Source organism: Mycobacterium sp., assembly GCF_035506235.1.
Taxonomy (GTDB): domain Bacteria; phylum Actinomycetota; class Actinomycetes; order Mycobacteriales; family Mycobacteriaceae; genus Mycobacterium.
The window spans coordinates 19,991-40,264 of sequence record NZ_DATJPU010000026.1; the positions used below are offsets into that span (position 1 = coordinate 19,991).

General features: G+C 68.9%; 23 protein-coding genes. 11 read left to right on the forward strand and 12 right to left on the reverse strand.

The annotated features are described in order from the left end of the window. The first annotated feature begins 193 nt into the window (after positions 1-193). Positions 194-790, forward strand: a complete 597-nt coding sequence (locus tag VMD50_RS03260) for an HdeD family acid-resistance protein (protein ID WP_325424806.1) — start codon at positions 194-196, stop codon at positions 788-790. Here the strand turns inward: VMD50_RS03260 and VMD50_RS03265 are convergent. After that, positions 787-2,004 carry a PucR family transcriptional regulator gene (locus VMD50_RS03265; protein WP_325424808.1) on the reverse strand — a complete coding sequence of 406 codons (1,218 nt, stop codon included), beginning with the start codon at positions 2,002-2,004 and terminating at the stop codon, positions 787-789. The two genes, VMD50_RS03260 and VMD50_RS03265, sit on opposite strands and share 4 nt — an antisense overlap. A gap of 149 nt (positions 2,005-2,153) precedes the next feature. On the opposite strand from VMD50_RS03265, the gene VMD50_RS03270 reads away from it, so the two are divergent. Genes VMD50_RS03270 through VMD50_RS03280 form a run of 3 tightly spaced genes read left to right on the forward strand, consistent with a single transcriptional unit; the run spans position 2,154 to position 6,214 of the window. Next, entirely contained in the window at positions 2,154-3,665 is a 1,512-nt protein-coding gene (locus VMD50_RS03270; RefSeq protein WP_325424810.1) for a long-chain-fatty-acid--CoA ligase, read from the forward strand. Between the two features lie 2 nt (positions 3,666-3,667). Beyond that, positions 3,668-5,359 (forward strand): PHA/PHB synthase family protein, encoded by a 1,692-nt coding sequence (locus tag VMD50_RS03275; protein ID WP_325424812.1) that lies wholly within the window; start codon positions 3,668-3,670, stop codon positions 5,357-5,359. 27 nt (positions 5,360-5,386) lie between these two features. Continuing rightward, positions 5,387-6,214, forward strand: a complete 828-nt coding sequence (locus VMD50_RS03280) for an alpha/beta fold hydrolase (RefSeq protein WP_414685987.1) — start codon at positions 5,387-5,389, stop codon at positions 6,212-6,214. Between the two features lie 20 nt (positions 6,215-6,234). Here VMD50_RS03280 and VMD50_RS03285 read toward each other — a convergent pair whose 3' ends face one another. Both VMD50_RS03285 and VMD50_RS03290 read right to left on the reverse strand, forming a co-directional pair. Beyond that, positions 6,235-6,720, reverse strand: coding sequence for an aminoacyl-tRNA deacylase (locus VMD50_RS03285; protein ID WP_325424816.1), 486 nt, complete (start codon positions 6,718-6,720; stop codon positions 6,235-6,237). Positions 6,721-6,735: 15 nt separating this feature from the next. Continuing rightward, complete coding sequence (locus VMD50_RS03290) at positions 6,736-7,596, reverse strand: SDR family oxidoreductase (protein WP_325424818.1); 861 nt, start codon at positions 7,594-7,596, stop codon at positions 6,736-6,738. Positions 7,597-7,884: 288 nt separating this feature from the next. Here VMD50_RS03290 and VMD50_RS03295 point away from each other — a divergent pair, with 288 nt between their 5' ends. Both VMD50_RS03295 and rsrA read left to right on the forward strand, forming a co-directional pair. Further along, a complete protein-coding gene (locus VMD50_RS03295; RefSeq protein WP_325424851.1) occupies positions 7,885-8,544 on the forward strand; it encodes a sigma-70 family RNA polymerase sigma factor in 660 nt (219 codons plus the stop codon). Further along, positions 8,541-8,843 (forward strand): mycothiol system anti-sigma-R factor, encoded by a 303-nt coding sequence (gene rsrA / locus VMD50_RS03300; protein ID WP_325424820.1) that lies wholly within the window; start codon positions 8,541-8,543, stop codon positions 8,841-8,843. The genes VMD50_RS03295 and rsrA overlap by 4 nt, the downstream gene beginning before the upstream one ends. 8 nt (positions 8,844-8,851) lie before the next feature. Here rsrA and VMD50_RS29790 read toward each other — a convergent pair whose 3' ends face one another. Next, a complete protein-coding gene (locus tag VMD50_RS29790) occupies positions 8,852-8,926 on the reverse strand; it encodes a 50S ribosomal protein bL37 (RefSeq protein ID WP_003416889.1) in 75 nt (24 codons plus the stop codon). Between the two features lie 208 nt (positions 8,927-9,134). On the opposite strand from VMD50_RS29790, the gene VMD50_RS03305 reads away from it, so the two are divergent. Continuing rightward, complete coding sequence (locus VMD50_RS03305) at positions 9,135-9,350, forward strand: biotin/lipoyl-binding carrier protein (RefSeq protein WP_325424821.1); 216 nt, start codon at positions 9,135-9,137, stop codon at positions 9,348-9,350. 58 nt (positions 9,351-9,408) lie between these two features. Then, positions 9,409-10,911 (forward strand): sensor histidine kinase, encoded by a 1,503-nt coding sequence (locus tag VMD50_RS03310; protein ID WP_325424823.1) that lies wholly within the window; start codon positions 9,409-9,411, stop codon positions 10,909-10,911. Between the two features lie 66 nt (positions 10,912-10,977). Here VMD50_RS03310 and whiB1 read toward each other — a convergent pair whose 3' ends face one another. Both whiB1 and VMD50_RS03320 read right to left on the reverse strand, forming a co-directional pair. Beyond that, entirely contained in the window at positions 10,978-11,232 is a 255-nt protein-coding gene (gene whiB1 / locus VMD50_RS03315; protein ID WP_007168139.1) for a transcriptional regulator WhiB1, read from the reverse strand. 259 nt (positions 11,233-11,491) lie between these two features. Further along, positions 11,492-12,466 carry a diacylglycerol/lipid kinase family protein gene (locus tag VMD50_RS03320; RefSeq protein WP_325424834.1) on the reverse strand — a complete coding sequence of 325 codons (975 nt, stop codon included), beginning with the start codon at positions 12,464-12,466 and terminating at the stop codon, positions 11,492-11,494. Positions 12,467-12,592: 126 nt separating this feature from the next. Between VMD50_RS03320 and VMD50_RS03325 the strand changes: the two genes are divergently transcribed. Further along, a complete protein-coding gene (locus VMD50_RS03325) occupies positions 12,593-13,051 on the forward strand; it encodes a hypothetical protein (RefSeq protein ID WP_325424836.1) in 459 nt (152 codons plus the stop codon). Here the strand turns inward: VMD50_RS03325 and VMD50_RS03330 are convergent. Genes VMD50_RS03330 through VMD50_RS03340 form a run of 3 tightly spaced genes read right to left on the reverse strand, consistent with a single transcriptional unit; the run spans position 13,003 to position 15,190 of the window. Then, positions 13,003-13,485: a GNAT family N-acetyltransferase gene (locus VMD50_RS03330; RefSeq protein WP_325424838.1), complete on the reverse strand. Its 483-nt coding sequence runs from the start codon at positions 13,483-13,485 to the stop codon at positions 13,003-13,005. The two genes, VMD50_RS03325 and VMD50_RS03330, sit on opposite strands and share 49 nt — an antisense overlap. Then, on the reverse strand, positions 13,482-14,519 hold the full coding sequence (locus VMD50_RS03335) for an isochorismate synthase (RefSeq protein WP_325424853.1): 1,038 nt from the start codon (positions 14,517-14,519) through the stop codon (positions 13,482-13,484). Before VMD50_RS03335 ends, VMD50_RS03330 begins: the two co-directional genes overlap by 4 nt. Positions 14,520-14,578: 59 nt before the next feature. Next, entirely contained in the window at positions 14,579-15,190 is a 612-nt protein-coding gene (locus VMD50_RS03340; RefSeq protein WP_325424840.1) for an acid phosphatase, read from the reverse strand. 124 nt (positions 15,191-15,314) lie between these two features. Here VMD50_RS03340 and VMD50_RS03345 point away from each other — a divergent pair, with 124 nt between their 5' ends. Next, positions 15,315-16,115 (forward strand): ParA family protein, encoded by an 801-nt coding sequence (locus tag VMD50_RS03345; protein ID WP_325424842.1) that lies wholly within the window; start codon positions 15,315-15,317, stop codon positions 16,113-16,115. 107 nt (positions 16,116-16,222) lie between these two features. On the opposite strand, the gene VMD50_RS03350 is transcribed toward VMD50_RS03345, so the two are convergent. Then, positions 16,223-17,446 carry an Rv3212 family protein gene (locus VMD50_RS03350; RefSeq protein WP_325424844.1) on the reverse strand — a complete coding sequence of 408 codons (1,224 nt, stop codon included), beginning with the start codon at positions 17,444-17,446 and terminating at the stop codon, positions 16,223-16,225. Positions 17,447-17,461: 15 nt separating this feature from the next. Then, on the reverse strand, positions 17,462-18,976 hold the full coding sequence (locus tag VMD50_RS03355; protein WP_325424846.1) for a DEAD/DEAH box helicase: 1,515 nt from the start codon (positions 18,974-18,976) through the stop codon (positions 17,462-17,464). A 247-nt stretch (positions 18,977-19,223) separates the two neighbouring features. On the opposite strand from VMD50_RS03355, the gene VMD50_RS03360 reads away from it, so the two are divergent. Further along, complete coding sequence (locus VMD50_RS03360; protein ID WP_325424848.1) at positions 19,224-19,931, forward strand: ferritin-like fold-containing protein; 708 nt, start codon at positions 19,224-19,226, stop codon at positions 19,929-19,931. A gap of 5 nt (positions 19,932-19,936) precedes the next feature. On the opposite strand, the gene VMD50_RS03365 is transcribed toward VMD50_RS03360, so the two are convergent. Next, positions 19,937-20,274 (reverse strand): MmpS family transport accessory protein (locus VMD50_RS03365; protein ID WP_325424849.1); only part of this gene is annotated, 338 nt, incomplete at its 5' end.

Below are 20,274 nucleotides of genomic sequence, written 5' to 3' on the forward strand. Positions count from 1 at the left end.
CAGAACTTAACCGCGCCAACCCCGGCGCGGCGATGTCGCGGAACGACGAACTTGCGACGGGTTGTTGTCTTCCGGCGACAAATGAGTGCCGCAGCAGATGGGCTTATTCCAGGGGTGCGGGCAATGTTCGCGTTGCCGAATTGTGTCCTAAAGACCCTTACCTTCGACACCCGGGATGCCAAATCATAGTGACATGACAACTACCGACAACACTGTTTTCGAGCGTCCACTGCAGCAGTTGGCACGTAGTGCGTGGCAATTGACGCTGTTCATCGGCGTCGTGGCCATCGCACTCGGTATCATCGTGCTGGTCTGGCCGGGTAAGACCTTGGCGGTAGCCGGTGTCCTTTTCGGCGTCTACCTGATCGTCTCCGGGATCGGCTATATGTTCGCCGCCTTCGGCGTCCACATGGGTGCCGCAATGAGGGTGTTGGCCTTCATCGCCGGTGCGGTTTCGGTGGTGCTCGGGGTCTTTTGCTTCCGCGACAAACTCGAGTCGATCTGGCTCCTGGCCCTGTGGATCGGCATCAGTTGGGTGTTTCGCGGGATCTCGCTGCTCGGCGCGGCGCTGTCCTTTGATCAAATGCCCGGACGCGGCTGGCAGATACTCGCCGGTCTCATCATCGTCGCCGGCGGTGTGGTGCTGATCATCTACCCGATCGACTCGATCGAGATCCTGACCCTGGTCGTCGGTTGCTGGCTGATCGCCATCGGCATCGTGGACTGCATCAGCGCGTTCCAGCTCCGCCACCAGGCGAAACAGGTGGCAAAGACAGTCGGAGCCGCCTAGGGCAGTCGCCGCTCGACCTCCCAGGCCAGGCAGAGCTCGGCGATGTCCTTGGGCCGGGAGAGCGATCGGCCGGTCAACTCCTCGATGCGGCGCAGCCGGTGCCGCACCGTGTTGGGATGACAGAAGATCCTCGCCGCGGTGCCATTGGCCGAGCCACCCGCCTCTACCCAGGCCCGGAACGTGTCCAGCAGGATGGTGCGTTCCTCGGCGGGCAGTTCGTCGATGCGGGACAGCACCAGCGACTTGATCTTCGCCATCACTTCCGGGGCGCTGACCGCCGCGACGGCGAGCGGGGTGTCGTCGAACACGGAAACCAGCGACTCGCCGGAGGGCTTGCCGGTGACCGCGACCCGGGCCATTCGCAATGCGTCGCTGGTCTCGGCCAGGTCCCGGAACGGTGGACTGATGCCGACTCGCGCCGTCGCGGCCTGTCGGAGCACCTCGATGAGGGTGTCCAGGGCGTTCGCCGACTTCGGGCCCTTCAGCGCGACGATGCCCACCTGCAGGTCGGGCAAGAGCCGCCACGCGGACCGAATGTCCCGGGCGGACAGCTTGTTCTCGATCACCGGCAAGCCCAGCCGCCCGATCGCGGGCAGCTCGGCCGCCACCACGGCGTAGGGTCCGGATGTCGGGAGTCGCAGCAAATCCGCTGCCTCCCAAAGGCTTTGCCTGTCGGTGATCCGGTGAGCCAGCAACGCCTCGACCAAGGCGGATCGCTCTTCCTCACGCTCGATGATCTGCGCCGTCAGCTGTTGGCGGTAGGCACTGGCCATCGCCTGGGTGAAGGTGTCCTGGGCGAAGAAGATTCGTGCGGTGGCGTCCAGGATCGCGTCGGTGGGTATGCTCGCGGCACGGGCGACGGCGAGGGTTTCCTCCCACATGAACCGAAAGCCGATGCGGTAGGCCGTCATCACCGCCGGCAGCGGCACCCCGGCGAGGGCACGCTCGGTGCCGGTGCGCTCGGCGGGTGAGACGTCGACATCGGCGTCACCGGTGAGCGAGTCGAAGATGAACGTCACGTTCGCGGCGCAACTTTCGGCGACCTGATCCCTCGTGACGACGGTGCCATCGCGGTAGGCGTCGATTTCGCGGCAGAGCAGGTCGGCCATCGTTCGTCCCAGTTTCGGGGCGCGGGACATCATCAGCTTGCTGAGCTCGACGACGTGCGGGTCCGCCGCCGCATCATGCCGGACGCCGCGGTTCGTCGATGCCACGCCCATACCGCAAACCTTATGCCCCGGCGCCGCCGAATGTGACCGCTCACACCGAACGGGGCCCGCTGTTGTTTGCGCGGACATTGTGGTCACGGGTGGTCGGGATCACGCTTGGAGTACGCACCAAAAGCACTTCCCGGAGGCACCGCATGACCGCTCTGAGCGCCGATCTCGCCGCGTCGAAGAATCGTCACCCAGGACGCGTGGCGCTGCGTTGTGACGACCTGCAGCTCACCTACGCCGAGTTCGACACCGCGGCGGCCCGGGTCGCGACGCTGCTGGAGCGGGCGGGGATCGAGCCGGGGGATCGGGTGGGCGTGATGCTGCCCAACACGCCCGCGTTCGCCATTTCCTTCTACGGCATCATGTACCGCGGCGCCGTCGCTGTCCCGATGAACCCCCTGCTCAAGGGCCGGGAGGTCGCCTACTACCTGTCCAACAGCGGTGCCAAGGCCCTGTTCGCGACGCCGGCCTTCGCGGAGGAGGCCACCGCCGGTGCAGCGGAGACCGGGGCGCAATGCTGGCTCCTTGACGACGCCGGGCTGGCCGGCCTCATCGCCGATTTGCCCGCCCAGGGCTCCCCGGTACCGCGCGACGACGAGGACGTCGCGGTGCTCCTGCACACCTCCGGGACCACCGGTAAGCCCAAGGGCGCCATGCTCACCCACGGCAATCTGCGGCGCAACGCCGACGTCAGCGCCCGCACCCTGGTCGAGATCGGGCCGGACGATGTGGTGATGGGGTGCCTGCCGCTCTTCCACGTCTTCGGCCTGACCTGCGGGCTCAACGTCGCGGTGCAGGCCGGCGCGATGCTGACGCTGATCCCGCGGTTCGACCCGCGCAAGGCGCTCGAGGTGATCGAGCGCGACGCCGTCACCGTGTTCGAGGGGGTGCCGACGATGTATTCGGCGCTGCTCAGCGTCGCCGACGAGGCCGCCCCGCGGGCGACACAGAGTCTGCGGACCTGTGTCTCCGGCGGTGCGGCGCTGCCGGTGCAGGTGCTCATCGACTTCGAAAAGGCTTTCGGCTGCGCGGTTCTCGAGGGTTACGGGCTGTCCGAGAGCTCCCCCGCGGCGGCGTTCAACCATCCGAACCGGCCGCGCAAGGCCGGCTCGATCGGCACCCCGATCGAGGGTGTCGAGATGCGGGTGGTCGACCTCGACGGCGTCGAGGTGCCGCAGGGCCAGGCGGGCGAGGTCCAGATCCGCGGCCACAACGTGATGAAGGGCTACTGGAACCTGCCGGAGGCCACCCGGGCCACCATCACGCCCGACGGCTGGCTCAACACCGGCGACGTCGGTCGCGTCGACGAGGACGGCTACTTCTACATCGTCGACCGGACCAAGGACATGATCATCCGCGGCGGGTACAACGTCTATCCCCGCGAGATCGAGGAGGTGCTCTACGAGCACCCGGCGGTGGCCGAGGCCGCCGTCGTCGGCGTCCCGCACGACTCCCTCGGCGAGGAGGTCGGCGCCGCCGTCGCGCTCAAAGAGGGGGCGGCCGTGACGCCCGACGAGCTGGTCGAGTACGTCAAGGCGCGGGTGGCCGCCTACAAATACCCGCGTCTGGTCTGGCTCCTCGACACCCTGCCCAAGGGGCCAACCGGCAAGGTCCTCAAGCGTGAAATCACCGCTCCGACAACCGAAAGCACGCGATAACCATGGTCACCCAAAACTCCAAAGGCGACGAGCTCGCCGCACCTCTGGACCTGCTGCTGAGCAGTGCCACCAAACCGTTTGCGAGCCGGATGATGCCCGACGCGACCTGGGCGCGCTTCGGCGCCAACCTCGCGCAGCGTCCCGGAGCGGTGGCGGGCCGGGCCGCGGCCCTCACCCGCGAACTCGGCGCCATCGCCGCGGGCAATTCGCACCGCGTCCCGGCGCGGGCCGACAAGCGCTTCAGTGACATCGCCTGGCAGGACAATCCGTTGCTGCACCGGATCATGCAGGCGTATCTGGCGGCCGGCGAGGCCGCCGAAGGGTTGCTCGCCGATGCCGAGTTGGATTGGCGCGACAACCAGCGGATGCAATTCGTCCTCGACAACGTCGTGGAGGGTCTGGCGCCGAGCAACAACCCGCTGATCAGCCCGCTGGGCTGGAAGGCGATGATCGACACCGGCGGGATCAGTGCCGTACGGGGTGTCAAAGCCTTTGTCCGGGACATGGTTTCGAAGCCGCGGGTTCCCGCGATGGTGGAGCCGGACGCTTTCGTCGTGGGCGAGACTGTGGCCGTCACCAAGGGGGCGGTGGTGCTGCAGACCTCGATGTTCGAGTTGATCCAATACGCCCCGCAGACAACGAGAGTGAATGCGATCCCGTTGCTCATGGTGCCGCCGGTGATCAACAAGTTCTACATCATGGACATCGCGCCCGGGCGCAGCCTGATCGAGTACTTCGTCCAGCAGGGGCAACAGGTCTTCGCCATCTCCTGGCGCAATCCGCAAAAGCGGCACCGGGATTGGGGCTTCGACGCGTACGGTGCCGCGCTCGTCGAGGCCATGGACGCGGTGCAGAAGATCGCCCGGACCGACAGCACCCACCTGTTCGCCACCTGCTCAGGCGGCATCCTGGCCGCGATGACGGCGGCCCACCTGGCCGACATCGGGGAGGGCGACCGGGTCGGCGGCCTGAACCTGTCGGTCACCGTGCTGGACGAGACGCGGGCCGGTTTCACGGCCGCCATGATGAGCGACCGCGCGGCCCAGGCGGCCATCCGCGTCTCGAACCGGAAGGGCTACCTGGACGGGCGCGACATGGCGGAGATGTTCGCGTGGCTGCGGCCCACCGACCTGGTCTGGCGGTACTGGGTGAACAACTACGTGCAGGGCCGCAAGCCGGCGGCGTTCGACGTCTTGTTCTGGAACGCCGACACCACCCGGATGACCGCCGCTTTGCACCGCGACATGATTCTGATGGCGCAGCGCAACGCCCTCGTCACCCCTGGCGCGCTCACCATGCTGGGCAGCCCGGTCGACCTGGGGAAGGTGACCGCCGACGCGTACGTCGTCGGCGGCGTCGCCGACCACATCTCCCCGTGGCAGGCGACCTACCGCAGCGCCCGACTGCTCGGCAGCAAGGACAACCGCTACGTGCTGTCCACCAGCGGTCACATCGCGGCGCTGGTCAACCCGCTGGGCAACCCGAAGTCGTCGTACCGGACCGGGCCGGTCGACGCCGAGGATCCGCAGGAGTGGCTAGAGTCGTCGCAGAAGTCGAGTGACTCCTGGTGGCCGGACTACGTGAACTGGCTCGCCGAGCGCAGCGGCCCGCAGGTCGATGCTCCGAAAGTGCTTGGCGGCGAGGGTCTTCCGCCATTGGGCCCGGCCCCCGGCGGCTATGTGATGGAGAAGTGAGTGAAGCGGAGCCCACAGCAGAGGCGCCTGCGGGTGGTGCAGGCGAGCACGGTCGGCGAGGAGCGCTATCTCAGCGCGGGTGGGCAGCGGATCCGGATCAACATACGCCAGGGAACGGGCGTGCCGCTGGTGCTGTGCAACGGCATCGGGGCCAGCCTGGAGGTGCTCGATCCACTGGTCGAGCAGCTGGAGACCACGGTGGTCAGGTTCGACGTGCCGGGTACCGGGGGCTCGCCGACATCCCCGCTGCCGTACGGGTTTCCCTACCTGGCCTGGGTGTTGGGCCGGGTGCTGTCCCAACTCGACATCGGCGTGGTGGACATCTTCGGGCTGTCCTGGGGCGGCGCGCTGGCGCAGCAGTTCGCCTTCCAGAATCCCCGCCGATGCCGGCGCATGGTGCTGGTGGCGACCGGCACCGGCGTGCTCATGGTGCCCGCCACCCCGTGGGTCCTGGCGAAAATGGCCACGCCGCGCAGGTTCTCGGATCCCGATTACGCCGCGGCCATTTCCGGTGATCTCTACGGCGGCACCGTCCGCGCCCACGGTGAAGACGTGGCGCGACTGTTCGTGCGGCAGTTGCACGCCGGATCGAAGGTCGGGTACGTGCATCAACTGCTGGCGGGCTCGGTGTGGACCAGCCTGTTCGCCCTGCCCGCGCTGCGGCAGGAGACGCTGATCGTGGCGGGCACGGATGACCCGATCATCCCGGTGGTCAACGCGCGCATCATGCACGCGCTGCTGCCTCACTCGCTGTTGCACCTGCATGCGGGCGGGCACATCGACATCGTGCACAACGCGACCGAGCTCGCGCCCGTCATCGAGAACTTCCTGCGGGAACCGGGCGAACGAGCCTAGGGCTGCATTCGCTGACTCATCTAGGCCTGGATGTCCGCGGTGACCGCGCCCGTCAGCCGGATCAGATCCTGCGGCGCGACCGCGACGTCCCACCCGCGCCTGCCGGCGCTGCAGTACACCCGCTCCCAGGCGAGCGCGCCGGCGTCGACCACCGTGGGCAGCCGCCTGCGCTGCCCGAACGGCGAAATGGCGCCGACGACGTAGCCGGTGGCCCGCTGCGCGGCCCCGGGTTCGGCCATGCTCGCTTTGGCGACCCCCAGCGCGGCGGCGGCCGCCTTGAGCGACAGCCGGCCGGAGGCCGGCAGTATCGCGACCGCGAGCCCGTTGGGCACCATGATGACCAGGGTCTTGTAGATCTGCTCCGGCGCGATGCCGCCGGGAGTCAGCGCGTGGACCGCCTCGAGGCCGAACGACGGTTCCCGGGGATCGTGGGAGAACTTGACGACCTCATGCGGAACACCGGCCCGGACCAGTGCCGCGATGGCCGGTGTCGCGGCGCCCGCCACGCTCGGACCGACGGGTCAGGGCCCGGTGTAGCCCGGCGGGTTGACGCCGTCCACCCAGAAGTCGACGCCGAGCTGCCCACCCGGCACGCAGTTGTACACCGACAGGTCGGTGACGCCGGATTCCACTAGCACGTCCTCGCACAGCAGGGTGTTGCCGGTGTACTCGCGGGCGGGTTTGTTGAGGATGACGTAGGCCGCGTCGGAGTACACCTCCGGCTTGCGGGCGCGCGCCATGGCCTCGTCCCCGCCGAGCAGGTTCTGCACCGCGGCCGTCGCCACCAAGGTGCGCGGCCACAACGTGTTCGAGGCGATGCCCGCCTCGCGCATCTCCTCGGCAATCCCCAACGCGCACAACGTCATCCCGAACTTGGCCATCATGTACGCGGTCGGCTTCAGCCACTCCTTGCCGAGCAGCACCGGCGGCGAAAGCGTCAGGATGTGCGGGTTCTCCCGGCCCTTCAGGTGGGGGATGCAGGCCTGCGAGACCGCATACGTGCCGCGCACCTGGATGCCGTTCATCAGGTCGAACCGCTTCATCGGCACCTCGGTGATGGAGCCCAGGTTGATCGCCGAGGCGTTGTTGACGCAGATGTCGATGCCGCCGAATTGCTCGACGGCCTTGGCGACCGCGGACTCGACCGACTCCGGGTCGCGCACGTCCCCGACGATCGGCAGGGCCTGCCCGCCCGCCTCCTCGAGCTCCTTGGCGGCGGTGAACACCGTCCCCGGCAGCTTCGGGTGCGGCTCGGCGGTCTTGGCGATCAGGGCGATGTTGGCGCCGTCCTGCGCTGCGCGTTTGGCGATGGCCAGGCCGATGCCGCGACTGGCACCGGAGATGAACATGGTCTTGCCTTGGAGGGATGTGGCGTGCGACATGGCGTCACAGTAACGCCACCGGAGCGCGGTCGGATCGGGGACCGCACGCCCGGGAATGAGCCGGCCGCCTGATGCTGTTAAAGAAGTCGGTTTCTGATGCAGATGCGGTAGGCCCGGGCAGACACTGTCGGGGGCAGCCTCTAGATTGGGAGGAGCAGTCTGGTGCCAACGGCGACGTGCCTATTGGGTGGCACCGAGCGGGAGCAGTTGACCCGCCTGCTTGCGAGCTCGGCGGCGCTTCCGGTGCCGCCCGGCGACACCGCTGCGGAAGGGACCGTGTTAATCGAGATGGCCGATATCGACGGCGCTAGGGGTTCAGAGGGGTTGGAGGCTCCCGAGCCGGCACCGCCCGAGGAGACCGACGAGGAGCTGACGGCGCGCTTCGAGCGCGACGCGATTCCCCTGCTGGACCAGCTGTACGGCGGCGCGCTGCGCATGACGCGAAACCCCGCCGACGCGGAGGACCTGCTGCAGGAGACGATGGTGAAGGCCTACGCGGGATTCCGCTCGTTTCGGGCTGGCACCAACCTCAAGGCGTGGCTGTACCGGATTCTGACCAACACCTATATCAACAGCTATCGCAAGAGGCAGCGCCAGCCGGCGGAATATCCGACCGAAGAGATCACCGACTGGCAGTTGGCGTCCAACGCAGAGCATTCCTCGACGGGGCTGCGTTCGGCGGAGGTCGAGGCGCTCGAATCGCTGCCCGACGACGAGATCAAGGAGGCGCTGCAGGCCTTGCCGGAGGAGTTCCGGATGGCGGTCTACTACGCCGACGTCGAGGGATTTCCGTATAAGGAAATCGCAGAGATCATGGATACGCCGATCGGGACGGTAATGTCACGGCTGCACCGCGGCAGGCGTCAACTGCGCGGTCTGTTGGCCGACGTGGCCAAGGAGCGTGGTTTCAACCGCGGTCAGCAGGCGCACGAGGAGGTGTCGTCATGAGCGAGTTCGCCGGTCCCCCCGACCCGCGCGCCGACGACCGCCACTCCCACGGCCTCGGCTGTGCCGAGGTGATCGCCGAGGTATGGACCCTGCTCGACGGCGAGTGCACGCCGGAGGCCAAGGAGCGGCTGCGCCAGCATCTCGAGGCATGCCCGGGATGCTTCCAGCATTACGGGATCGAGGAGCGGCTCAAGGCCCTGATCGCGACGAAATGCACAGGCGAGAAAGCCCCCGAGGGCCTGAAGGAACGCCTCAGGCTGGAAATCCGCCGGACCACCATCATCCGCGGAGGGGAGTAGTCCCCCGGCTAGGAATTCGGCCGCTTGCCGTGGTTGGCCTTGCTGTACTTGCGGTCGCGCTTCTTCCGGCCACGCTTGGCCATCGTCATCCTCCGTGATTGCTTCGTCGAAAACGGGCGCCCGGCGCCCGTTAGCCTGCCTCACAGTGTCTCACGGCGGGCCGTACGCCCCGGCCCGGGCCCGTCCGAGGCCCGCGTCCCGCGGTCCCGGCCGGTCCTGTGGTTCGATAGACATGACGTTGATGCACCAGCAGCCAGCATGCGCAAATGGCCCGGGACGAGTGGGGTGAAGATGGCGGAGGATGTTCGCGCCGAGATCGTGGCCAGCGTGCTCGAGGTTGTTGTCAGCGAGGGTGACCCGATCGGCAAGGGCGACATCGTGGTGCTCCTGGAGTCGATGAAGATGGAGATCCCCGTGCTGGCCGAGGTCGACGGCACGATCAGCAAGGTGAGTGTGGCGGTGGGCGATGTCATTCAGGCGGGCGACCTCATCGCCGTGATCAGCTAGCCCGAAAGAAGTTCGCACCGTTCGCAGCTACCGCCGGGAAACGACGCGGGAGTAATCGATGTCCACGCTCGGTGACCTGCTTGCCGAACACACGATGCTGCCGGGCAACGCGGTCGACCACCTGCACGCGGTGGTGGGGGAGTGGCAGCTGCTGGCCGACCTGTCCTTCGCCGACTACCTGATGTGGGTTCGGCGCGACGACGGGGTGCTGGTGTGCGTGGCGCAGTGCCGTCCGAATACCGCGCCCACGGTTCTGCAAACCGATGCGGTGGGGACGGTCGTCGCCGCCGACCGGCTGCCGCTCGTCAACGAGACGTTCGAGGCCGGCGCCGCGGCACCGGAAGACGCCGGGGGCCAAGAACATTCGTGGCCACTGCCCGGCCCGCACGTCACGGCCTCCCCGGTGCGGTACGGCGGCCACGTGGTGGCGGTGGTGACGCGGCATCAGACCGCGGAAGCGGCCGACCGCACGCCCGGCCAGCTGGAGACCGCCTACCGCGAATGCGCTATGGACCTCGTGCAGATGCTCGCCGAGGGCACCTTTCCCGACGTCGGGGACGTCGTCATGTCGCGCTCCACCCCGCGGGCTGGCGACGGCTTCATCCGCCTCGACGTCGACGGCGTCGTCGCCTACGCCAGCCCCAACGCGCTGTCGGCCTACCACCGGATGGGTCTGACGTCGGAGTTGGAGGGCCAGCATCTCATCGACGTGACGCGGCCGCTGATCTCCGACCCGTTCGAGGCGCAGGAGGTGGCCGAGCATGTGCGGGACCTGCTGGCCGGCGGGAGGAGCATGCGGATGGAGGTCGACGCCGGCGGTGCCACGGTGTTGCTGCGGACGCTGCCGTTGGTGGTCCATGGCGCCAGCGCCGGTGCCGCGGTGCTGATCCGCGACATCACGGAGGTCAAGCGCCGCGACCGGGCCCTGATCTCCAAGGACGCCACCATCCGCGAAATCCACCACCGGGTGAAGAACAACCTGCAGACGGTGGCGGCGCTGCTGCGTCTGCAGGCGCGGCGCACCGCCAACGCCGAAGGGCGGGAAGCGCTGATCGAGTCGGTGCGTCGCGTGTCGTCGATCGCGTTGGTGCACGACGCGCTGTCGATGTCGGTGGACGAGCAGGTGAATCTCGACGAGGTCATCGACCGGATCCTGCCGATCATGAACGACGTGGCGTCGGTGGACCGGCCGATCCGGATCAACCGGGTCGGTGACCTCGGCGTGCTCGACTCCGACCGTGCGACTGCCCTGATCATGGTGATCACCGAACTCGTGCAGAACGCCATCGAGCACGCGTTCGATCCGACGGCCCAGGAGGGCTCGGTGACCATTCGCGCCGAGCGCTCGGCCCGCTGGCTCGACGTCGTCGTGCACGACGACGGGCGCGGACTGCCGGAAGGATTCAGCCTGGACAACTCCGACAGCCTCGGCCTGCAGATCGTGCGGACCCTGGTGTCGGCGGAACTGGACGGCACGCTGGGGATGCGGCACGCCGCCGCCCGCGGCACCGACGTGGTTTTGCGGGTGCCGATCGGCCGCCGGACCAGGTTGTTGCTGTAACGGCCCTGCGTACGCAACAGTGCGGCCCCGACAATGGTCGGGGCCGCACTGTCAGCGATCCTGCGGTCAGACTCCGCTACGGGCCTTCGTCCGGGCGTTGCGACGCTTGAGTGCGCGCCGCTCGTCTTCGCTCATGCCTCCCCAGACGCCCGAGTCCTGGCCGGTGTTGAGGGCCCAGGACAGGCAATCCGTGGTCACCGGGCACCGATTGCAGACCAGTTTCGCGTCAGCGATCTGCGCGAGCGCCGGGCCGCTGTTCCCAACCGGGAAGAACAGCTCCGGGTCCTCGTCGCGACAGACCGCCTTGTGGCGCCAATCCATAAGTAATTACTCCTCACTGAGTGCGCAGCAAGGCGCACGGCCATTTTTCTTCGTTGTTAACGCGTGCACAAAGAAAGGGTCCGCACCCCTACGTAAATTTCTGCATGCAACCTTCCGATCGTTTCACAGGCCCAACAGATGTCAATAGTGTGAGTAACCTCGTGGCCTATCTCACTTCACCGATTTCTTAGTCAGGCCCTTACTCCGTTGTACTACACTAGCGGGCCGCTTCTGGCGAAAGATTTTCCGGGCCGTCACGTCACCCCAGGTCAGCGATAGTTTTTGCCGGGGGCGCGACCACCGGCAGCGCATCGGGAACCGACCTGAACGTCATCGATTGGCGCAGGCCCAGGTAATCGCCGTCGAACTGGCTGGCGACCGGGTCCCCGGTCGCGGTCACCCGCACGCAGGGCGCGTCGTCGTCGCGGATGAGTTGTTTGGGCTCGCCCTTGGGCCCCTTGCCGAGGAGCTGGGCGACCAGCCGCAGCGTGGGAATCACCTTCATGTCGGTGAGCGCGAACACCCCGAGTCCCGACTCGAAGCTGCAGCCCGGGTTGGTCACCAACGGCCGGCTGTTGCTGTAGGTCCATGGGGTGGTGTTGGACACCCAGGCGAAGTGCACGCCTCCGACGGGTTCGCGGCCGGCCAACTCGACGGTCAGCGTGGGTTCGCGGCGGCTGAAGGCCACGGTGACGGGTATCGCCACGCGCCAATAGCGCAACGCGTTGACCTTGACGCCCTTGTTCCGCTGGGCTTCCACCGCGGCGACGACCTCGGCATCGACGCCCATTCCGGCATTGATCACCGCCCACCGCTCGCCGCAGTCGATCAGGCTGATCCGCCGCCAGGTCTGGTGGCGGCAGTAGTCGTCGAGCAGCTGGATGAGCTGGTTGGTGGCGGCGACCGGGTCCGGGGAAATGCCCAGCGAGCGGGCCAGCACGTTCGCCGACCCACCGGGGACCACCGCGAGCGCGGGCACCGGTCGCGCCGGCGCGGACCCGGGCCGGCCCAGCATCCCGTTGACCACCCCGCTGACCGTGCCGTCGCCGCCGTGGACGACGACCAGGTCGAGGCCGTCGTCAACTGCCCGTTGGGCGAGTTCCGCACCGTGACCGCGGTGGGTGGTGTGCTCGACGGCGAGCTGCAGGCGGCTCTTGAGCGCGTGCGCAAGCAGGTCGCGGCCGGCCGGAGTGGTGGAAGTGGCTGTTGGGTTCACGATCAGCACGGCGCGCATGAGCCACGAGCTTATGCGGTGCGACGATGCACGCCGCTGGGCGGCGTGAGGAGAAGCAGCGCGATGGACGGTGCGGGGCGGCTAAGGGCCCGCTTTGGGGCAAGCGCCGCTGACTACGCTGACGCTGTGAATCCGCCACCCCCTCCGGCCGCGGTCCGCGCGGCGGGCCTGATCGTCGCGGTGCAGGGCGTGGCCGCGCTGGTGGTGGCCGTGGCGCTGGTGGTGCGGGGCATCGGGGGGGCCGACCAGCGCGTGGTCAACGGCTCCCCGGCAAGCGGGTGGTACCCCCAGGGCACGGCGGTCTGGTTCGTTCTGGTCGGCGGCGTGGTGCTGGCCGCCGGGCGCGCGCTGGCGCTCGGCAGGCGCTGGGGCCGTGGGCTGGGGGTCTTCACCCAGCTGCTGTTGCTTCCGGTGGCGTGGTACCTCGCGGCCGGCTCGCACCGGCCGGCCTTCGGGATCCCCGTGGGCGTCCTGGCGGCCACGGTGCTGGTCCTGCTGTTCAGTCCGCCGGCCGTGCGCTGGGCCGCCGGCCGCGATCAGGGAGGTCCCGCCAGTTCGGCCAACCGCGGGCCGGACACCCGATAGGTGGTCCACTCGCGCTGCGGCGCGGCGCCGACGCCGTCGTACAGCGCGATCGCGTCGGCGTTCCAGTTCAGCACCGCCCACGACAACCGCGTGTAACCGTTGTCGAGGCATTCGCGGGCCAGCGCCGTCAGCAGGGCACGGGCCAGGCCGTGGCGGCGAAAGCCCGGCCGTACGAACAGGTCTTCGAGGTAGATGCCCGCGACACCGTCCCAGGTGGAGAAGTTGACGAACCACAGCGCCATGGCGGCGACCTCGCCGTCGACTTCGGCAACGTGCCCGTGCACGGTCGGTGAATTACCGAAAAGCGCTGTGCAAATTTGCGCTTCGGTGACCGTGCATTGCTCGGCGGCACGTTCGAATTCGGCCAGCGCGTGGATCATGCCGGTAATATCGGCGGCGTCTTCCGGTATGGCGCGGCGGATGTTTTTCGTCATCGCTCGACTTCCAGCGCGTTCAGGATTGTGGCGAATTTCGTTGTGGTTTCCGCGACTTCGGCATCGGGATCGGATTCGGCGACGATGCCGCCACCCGCGCGCGCCACTGCGGTGCGGCGGTCCGCCGACAGCTGCGCACAGCGGATGGACACGACCCAGCGGCCGTCGCCGCCGGCGTCGCACCAGCCCACCGCGCCGGCATAGAAACCGCGGTCGCCCTCCAACTCGGCGATGAGCTCGGTGGCGGCCTTCGTCGGAACACCGCCGACCGCCGGGGTGGGGTGCAGCGCCAACGCCAAATCGATTGCGGTAATTGACTTGTCGCGCAGCCGGCCGCTGATCGGCGTGCACAGATGCCACACCGCCGCGGTGCGGCTCAGCTGCGGTTCCGAAGCGATGGTCAGTTCGTCGCACAGGGGTTCCAACGCGGCGCGCATGGTGTCGATCACCAGCCGATGCTCGTGGCGGTCCTTGGCCGAGGCGGCCAGCGTGGCGCCGTTGGCGGCGTCGACTTCCGGGTCGGCGGCGCGCGGGGCCGACCCGGCGAACGGCTGGCACACCACGCGGTCACCGCTGCGCGCGACCAGAAGTTCGGGGGTGGCGCCCACCAGCGCCATGCCCGCGTAGTCGCCGCCGGCGACGGTCAGGTCGACGAGGTAGCCGTAGGCGGCCGGGTCGGCCGCGACGAGGCGGCGCAGGACGGCGCGGGCATCCAGTGGAGCGTCGGCGACCAGTCGCAGCGCGCGCGCCAGCACCACCTTGTGCAGGGGGTTGTCCGATGCGGCCAGCGCGTCTCGCGCGCGGCTGATCCGGTCGCGGTAGTCGGCCGGCGGCGGCATGGCGGCGGCGACACGCACCGGTGGCAGCGGACCCGTCGGCCAATCGGGCGGCCCGTCGGTGGAACTCACGGCGCCCGGGACGAGCAAGGCCGCGGGCCCGCTCATGTCGAAAGGCAACGCGCCCAACACTATTGGGGCCGCACCCGAGCGCAGCGCGGCCTGGGCCGCCCCGATATCGCGGTAGCCCGCGCGCATCCCGTCGGCAACCAGGGTCCGGCGCGGTCCGCACAGCGCGAACGGCGGTTCGGCGTTGCTCACCCCGGTGCGATCGCCTGCGGCTGGCCGGTCAACCCGAGCGCGGCCAGCTGCCGCACGCCGTGCTCGAACCCGCACACCGCGATCGAACCGGCGAGCATCCAGAAGCGGCTGCCCTCGACCAGCGGCAGCTCGACCCACCGCGTGATCACCGAGCGGGAGAAGTGGCTATGTCCCACGAACAACACGTCACGCGAGGTCATGTGCTCCAGCGCCAACGCGACGGCGCGGTCGGCGCGATCGCTGACCTGCTTCACGCTTTCGCCCTCGGGGCATCCGTGCGTCCAGACCAGCCAATCGGGGTCGGTTTCGCGGATCTCCGGGGTCGTCAACCCCTCGTAGGCGCCGTAATCCCATTCGGCGAGCAGGGGCGACACCTCGTCGATGGTGAGCCCGGCCAGCTTGGCCGTCGTCATGGCGCGCCGACGCGGGCTGCTGATGATGAGCGGGTGGTCCAAATTCAGTTCACTCAGCACGCGGCCGGCCAGTTCGGCCTGAACGCGGCCGTTGTCGGTGAGGTCGATATCGGTGCGACCCGTGTGCCGGCCTGACTTGGACCATTCGGTTTCGCCGTGGCGCAGGAGAACCAGTCGGTGGTTGTGCATGCCCATGCCGACCGATTCTGCCCGACGACACGCCAGCACCCCGCTGGAGTCGCTGCCTGACGCGCACGGCGATCGAACATGCCAGGATGGGCACTGTAGAAGGTGTGGCGATGTGAAGGGGCGGGCGCTTGTGAGCAAGACCCGGGTACTGGCGGTGGCCAATCAGAAGGGCGGCGTCGCCAAGACGACGACGGTCGCCTCGCTGGGCGCGGCGATGGCGGACGAAGGCCGGCGCGTGCTGCTCGTCGACCTGGATCCGCAGGGCTGTTTGACCTTCTCGCTCGGTCAGGATCCCGACAAGCTGCCGGTGTCCGTGCACGAGGTCCTGCTCGGCGAGGTCGAGCCGAACGCCGCGCTGGTGACCACGATGGAGGGAATGACGCTGCTGCCGGCCAACATCGACCTCGCGGGCGCCGAGGCGATGCTGCTGATGCGGGCCGGCCGCGAGTACGCGCTGAAGCGCGGGCTGGCCAAGCTCTCCGACCAGTTCGATGTGGTCGTCGTCGACTGCCCGCCATCGCTGGGCGTGCTCACCCTCAACGGGCTGACGGCCGCCGACGAGGTCATCGTGCCGCTGCAGTGCGAGACGCTCGCCCACCGCGGCGTCGGCCAGTTCCTGCGCACGGTGGCCGACGTCCAGCAGATCACCAACCCGGAGCTGCGGCTGCTGGGCGCCCTGCCGACGCTGTACGACTCCCGCACCACCCACACCCGGGACGTGTTGCTCGACGTCGCCGACCGCTACGACCTGCCGGTGCTGGCCCCGCCGATCCCGCGCACGGTGCGCTTCGCCGAGGCCAGCGCCTCGGGCTCATCGGTGATGGCCGGGCGCAAGAACAAGGGTGCCGTGGCCTACAGCGAGCTGGCGAAGGCGTTGATCAAGCACTGGAAGACCGGCAAACCGTTGCCGACATTCGCCGTCGAGGTGTAGCTACACCGCGCGAGCTGGGGGCACCTCCCGCTTGCGGGGGAACATAAAAGCGCCTGAGCGCACGGCGTGTCGGGGGCTTTTGTGACTGCTCGGCCGCCTAGTGGCCCTCAGCCCAGCGCCACCACCGTGTCGCCGCGCTGCTCGAACACCCGCGATCCCGAAACGGCCGGGACCACCGCCGCATCGCCCGGCGCCCGGTTCACCGGGATGTAGCGTTCGTTCGTGCCGCTGAGGGGGTCGTAGACCCCGATCGCGCCGGTGACCGGCACCAGCAGCCGGCCGGCCATCATCACGCCGGGTCCCAGCGGTGCGGTCGTCTCGCCCTTGGCGATCGTGTAGCGCAGGGTCATGTTGTTCGCGTCGAACACCATGAGGGAGTCGCCGGTCCACCAGGTAACCAGGTTGCCCGTCTGCGACACCGCCGCCGAGCTCGACGGCGGCCCGGGCAGCAGCGTGCTCGCCACGGTGGTGCCGGTGTCGTCGACCACCTCGACCCTCGGCCGCGTGCCGGAATTACCGGGCAGATACACCGCGGTGTTGTTCTCCCACACGGCGAGCACCCGGGCGCCCGAGTCCGCCCCGATCCCGGGCTCGGCGACGACGTGTTGTTGGGGTTCGTCGTCTTCCTTGGCGGGGCGCAACAGGACCAGCCGCAGGTCGGCCTGGTGCGCGCAGCTCTCCAGCACCGAAACCGCCGACGAGCTGGCCGCTGCCGAGATCAGCCGGCACCCCGAGTGCGGTCCCCGCGCCGACGGTTTCACCCTGGCGTCGGTCTCGCCATAGGCCAGCATCCGGACCATGTCCGAGCGCCACAGCTCGAGCCGGGTGTCGCCCACCGACAACACCGTGGTGCCGTCGGAGGAAAGCCGCACGCGCGGGTCGGCGTAGCCGCTGCGGGCGGCCCCGCGCCGCCCCGTGGACCCGTCGAGGGTGCTGACCTGACCGCAGCCGCGGTCGTCTTTGAAGACGGCGACGGCGTAGTGGTAGACCCAGGACACGCCACACAGCTCGCTGTCGCGGGCGTAGCTCCAGCGGGACCGACCCGTGCCCGGGTCTCGCCCGTCGACCCGGCGGCCGTCCGCCGTGGCGATCGTGCCGCTCACCACGACCGGCGCGGTGGTGCCGGGGCTGCGTGCGGTCCACAGCTGCTTGAGCGTGGCCGGGACTTCCCGGGCGGGGGTCGGGGCGGGCGCCGGAATCGCCGCCGGACGGCTGACGGTGGCCCTGGCGTCGCTGGTCCACCAGATCAACGCCGCCCCCAGGGCGACGACGACCGCGATGGCCGCGGCGGCCAGGACGTCGCCCTTGGTCCGGCGTTCCGGTCTGACCATGCGGCGGCGCGGGCCTCAGTTCGAGGTGGCGGCGGTGGCTGCGGTCGTTTCCGAGGCCGGCTTGCGGCGCCGCCGGCGGCGGCGAGGGGCGGCGTTACCCGCGGGCGCGCCGGAAGACGGCTCAGACGGCGCCTTCGGGGCGGCTTCACCGTTGGCGCCGGCGGGGTGCCCGGTGACCGGCTGGCCGCCGCGGGTCCTGCGGCGGGTGCCGGACCGCTTCCGGGCCGGCTTGTCCGGTGTCGGGCCGTTGCGGTCGGCGTCGCGGCGTTTGGCCGGGGATTTGCGCGGCGACCCGATCGTGCTGCCCGCCTCGGCGGGGATGCCAAGCTCGTCGTACAGGTGCGGCGAACTGGAGTAGGTCTCGGCGGGGTCGGGGGATTGCAGGCCCAGGGCCTTGTCGATCATCGTCCAGCGGGGCAGCTCGTCCCAGTCCACCAGGGTGACCGCGACGCCGGTCTTGCCGGCGCGGCCGGTGCGGCCGATCCGGTGCACGTAGGCCTGCTCGTCCTCGGGGATCTGGTAGTTGATGACGTGCGTGACGTCGTCGATGTCGATGCCGCGGGCGGCCACGTCGGTGGCGACCAGCACGTCGATGTCGCCGGTGCGGAAGGCCTTCAGCGCCTTCTCGCGGGCGATCTGACCCAGGTCGCCGTGCACGGCGCCGACCTTGAAGCCCCGCGCGGCCAGTTCGTCGGCGACCTTCTGCGCGGTGCGCTTGGTGCGGGTGAAGATCATCGTCGCGCCGCGGCCCTCGGCCTGCAGCACCCGGCTCACCAGCTCCACCTTGTCCAGTGCGTGCGCGCGGTAGACGAACTGCTCAGTGGTGTCGTGAGTGGCGGCCGAGTGCGGCGCCTCGGCGCGGATGTGGGTGGGCTGGTTCATGAAGGTGCGGGCCAGCGTGATGATCGGGTCCGGCATCGTCGCCGAGAACAGCATCGACTGCCGTTCGGCGGGGATCTGGCGCAGGATGCGCTCGATGTCGGGGAGGAACCCCAGGTCGAGCATCTCGTCGGCCTCGTCGAGCACCAGCGCCGACAGCCCGCCCAACTGCAGGTGCCCCTGCTGGCACAGGTCGAGCAGCCGGCCGGGGGTGCCCACCACGACGTCGGCGCCGGTGCGCAGCGCATCGATCTGCGGTTCGTAGGCGCGGCCGCCGTAAATGGACACCACCGCTAGCTTGCGGCCGTCCTCGGCGGTCAGGTACCTGGCGGCCGCGGCCAGGTCGTCGGTGACCTGCAGGCAGAGCTCGCGGGTGGGCACCACGACCAGCGCCCGTGGGGCGCCGGTGAGCGGACTGAGCGCGGCGCCGTCGGTGATGCGCTGCAGCAGCGGCACCCCGAACGCCAGGGTTTTGCCCATGCCGGTGCGGGCCTGGCCGATGACGTCGTCGCCGGCCAGCGCCATCGGCAGGGTCAGTTCTTGGATGGCAAAGGGGCGTTCGATCCCCTTTTCGGCCAGCGCGCGGACGATTTCGTCGCGAACGCCGAGTTTGGCAAAAGTCAGTTCAGTTGTGCTGGTAAGTGCGGTCATACGTGGTGGACAAGCCTTTCGGTGACGGTATCGGTGCTGTCGGTGTTTCTCTGTCGCGGTCACGCGCGCACGAGTTCCGACTCCGAATACGTCGCCGAGTCGCGGCCCTGCAACGGTCTGGGCCAGCTGTGCACGCACATTTCGCCGGTACTGGCGGTAATGGGAATTCAGCCAATACCTGCGTCCATGATAGCTGGTCGAAAGCTGGCACCCATTTTGTCCTAATCCCGCCGACTACAGTGTTGCCATGACCCCGCCCCTTTCCGGGCCCTCCCACGCCGACCAGGTGGACGCTTCGACCACTTCTCGGCTGTCGGCGGATCACCCCGGCGTCAACGAGTTGTTCGCCGTTTTGGCCTACGGCGAGGTCGCCGCGTTCTACCGGCTGACCGACGAGGCGCGCATGGCGCCCGATCTGCGGGGCCGGATCTCGATGGCGAGCATGGCCGCCGCCGAGATGCAGCACTACGAGCTGCTGCGCGACGCGCTGGAACGCCGTGGCGTGGACGTGGTGTCGGCGATGGCGAAGTACGTCTCGGCGCTGGAGAATTACCACCGGCTGACGATGCCGAGCACCTGGCTGGAAGCCCTGGTGAAGACCTACGTGGGCGACGCGCTGGCCGCCGACCTGTACCTCGAGATCGCCGATGGGCTGCCCGACGAGGTCGCCGACGTCGTGCGCGCGGCGCTGGCGGAGACCGGGCACTCGCAGTTCGTGGTCGCCGAGGTGCGCGCCGCGGTGACCGCCAGCGGCAAACAGCGCAGCCGGCTGGCGCTGTGGTCGCGTCGCCTGTTCGGCGAGGCGATCACCCAGGCCCAGTACGTGCTGGCCGAGCACGACGAGCTGGTCGACCTGGTGGTGTCCGGCCCCGGGGGCCTGGGCCAGCTCACCGCGTTCTTCGACCGTCTACAGCAGACGCACGACCGGCGGATGCGCGAACTCGGCCTGAGCTGACCCGCTCAGCGGGTGCAGGTCGCCACGACGCCGTTGTTGGCCGACGCCGCCACCGGTTGGCCGGCGGCATTGACGATCGCGCAATTGAGCCGGCCGTAGAAGCTGGTCGCCACCACCGACTCCGTCGTGACGCCCGGGTTCAGGACGACCACCTTCGACCAGGGCAGCGACACGTTGAAGTCGGTCTGCGGGTAGCCCCGGGCATCGGTGTAGACGACGTTCACCAGGTCCAGCAGCTGTTTCGTGCCGGTCACGCTGTAGACGACGGTGCGCGGGTTCACCGCGACCGGCGGCGGCGCGGCCGTCGGAAGCGGCGCGGCGGTCGGCGTCTGCGCCGGCACCG

Excerpts from the sequence above, each read along its gene's own strand:
- VMD50_RS03275 (WP_325424812.1), top strand. The coding sequence starts at position 3,668 with ATGGTCACCCAAAACTCCAAAGGCGACGAGCTCGCCGCACCTCTGGAC.
- VMD50_RS03330 (WP_325424838.1), bottom strand. The coding sequence starts at position 13,485 with ATGACGAAAAACATCCGCCGCGCCATACCGGAAGACGCCGCCGATATT.
- whiB1 (WP_007168139.1), bottom strand. The coding sequence starts at position 11,232 with ATGGATTGGCGCCACAAGGCGGTCTGTCGCGACGAGGACCCGGAGCTG.
- VMD50_RS03290 (WP_325424818.1), bottom strand. The coding sequence starts at position 7,596 with ATGTCGCACGCCACATCCCTCCAAGGCAAGACCATGTTCATCTCCGGT.
- rsrA (WP_325424820.1), top strand. The coding sequence starts at position 8,541 with ATGAGCGAGTTCGCCGGTCCCCCCGACCCGCGCGCCGACGACCGCCAC.
- VMD50_RS03340 (WP_325424840.1), bottom strand. The coding sequence starts at position 15,190 with ATGGGCATGCACAACCACCGACTGGTTCTCCTGCGCCACGGCGAAACC.
- VMD50_RS03350 (WP_325424844.1), bottom strand. The coding sequence starts at position 17,446 with ATGGTCAGACCGGAACGCCGGACCAAGGGCGACGTCCTGGCCGCCGCG.
- VMD50_RS03310 (WP_325424823.1), top strand. The coding sequence starts at position 9,409 with ATGTCCACGCTCGGTGACCTGCTTGCCGAACACACGATGCTGCCGGGC.
- VMD50_RS03360 (WP_325424848.1), top strand. The coding sequence starts at position 19,224 with ATGACCCCGCCCCTTTCCGGGCCCTCCCACGCCGACCAGGTGGACGCT.
- VMD50_RS03320 (WP_325424834.1), bottom strand. The coding sequence starts at position 12,466 with ATGCGCGCCGTGCTGATCGTGAACCCAACAGCCACTTCCACCACTCCG.
- VMD50_RS03335 (WP_325424853.1), bottom strand. The coding sequence starts at position 14,519 with ATGCGCGCGGGCTACCGCGATATCGGGGCGGCCCAGGCCGCGCTGCGC.
- VMD50_RS03355 (WP_325424846.1), bottom strand. The coding sequence starts at position 18,976 with ATGACCGCACTTACCAGCACAACTGAACTGACTTTTGCCAAACTCGGC.
- VMD50_RS03305 (WP_325424821.1), top strand. The coding sequence starts at position 9,135 with ATGGCGGAGGATGTTCGCGCCGAGATCGTGGCCAGCGTGCTCGAGGTT.
- VMD50_RS03270 (WP_325424810.1), top strand. The coding sequence starts at position 2,154 with ATGACCGCTCTGAGCGCCGATCTCGCCGCGTCGAAGAATCGTCACCCA.
- VMD50_RS03260 (WP_325424806.1), top strand. The coding sequence starts at position 194 with ATGACAACTACCGACAACACTGTTTTCGAGCGTCCACTGCAGCAGTTG.
- VMD50_RS03295 (WP_325424851.1), top strand. The coding sequence starts at position 7,885 with ATGGCCGATATCGACGGCGCTAGGGGTTCAGAGGGGTTGGAGGCTCCC.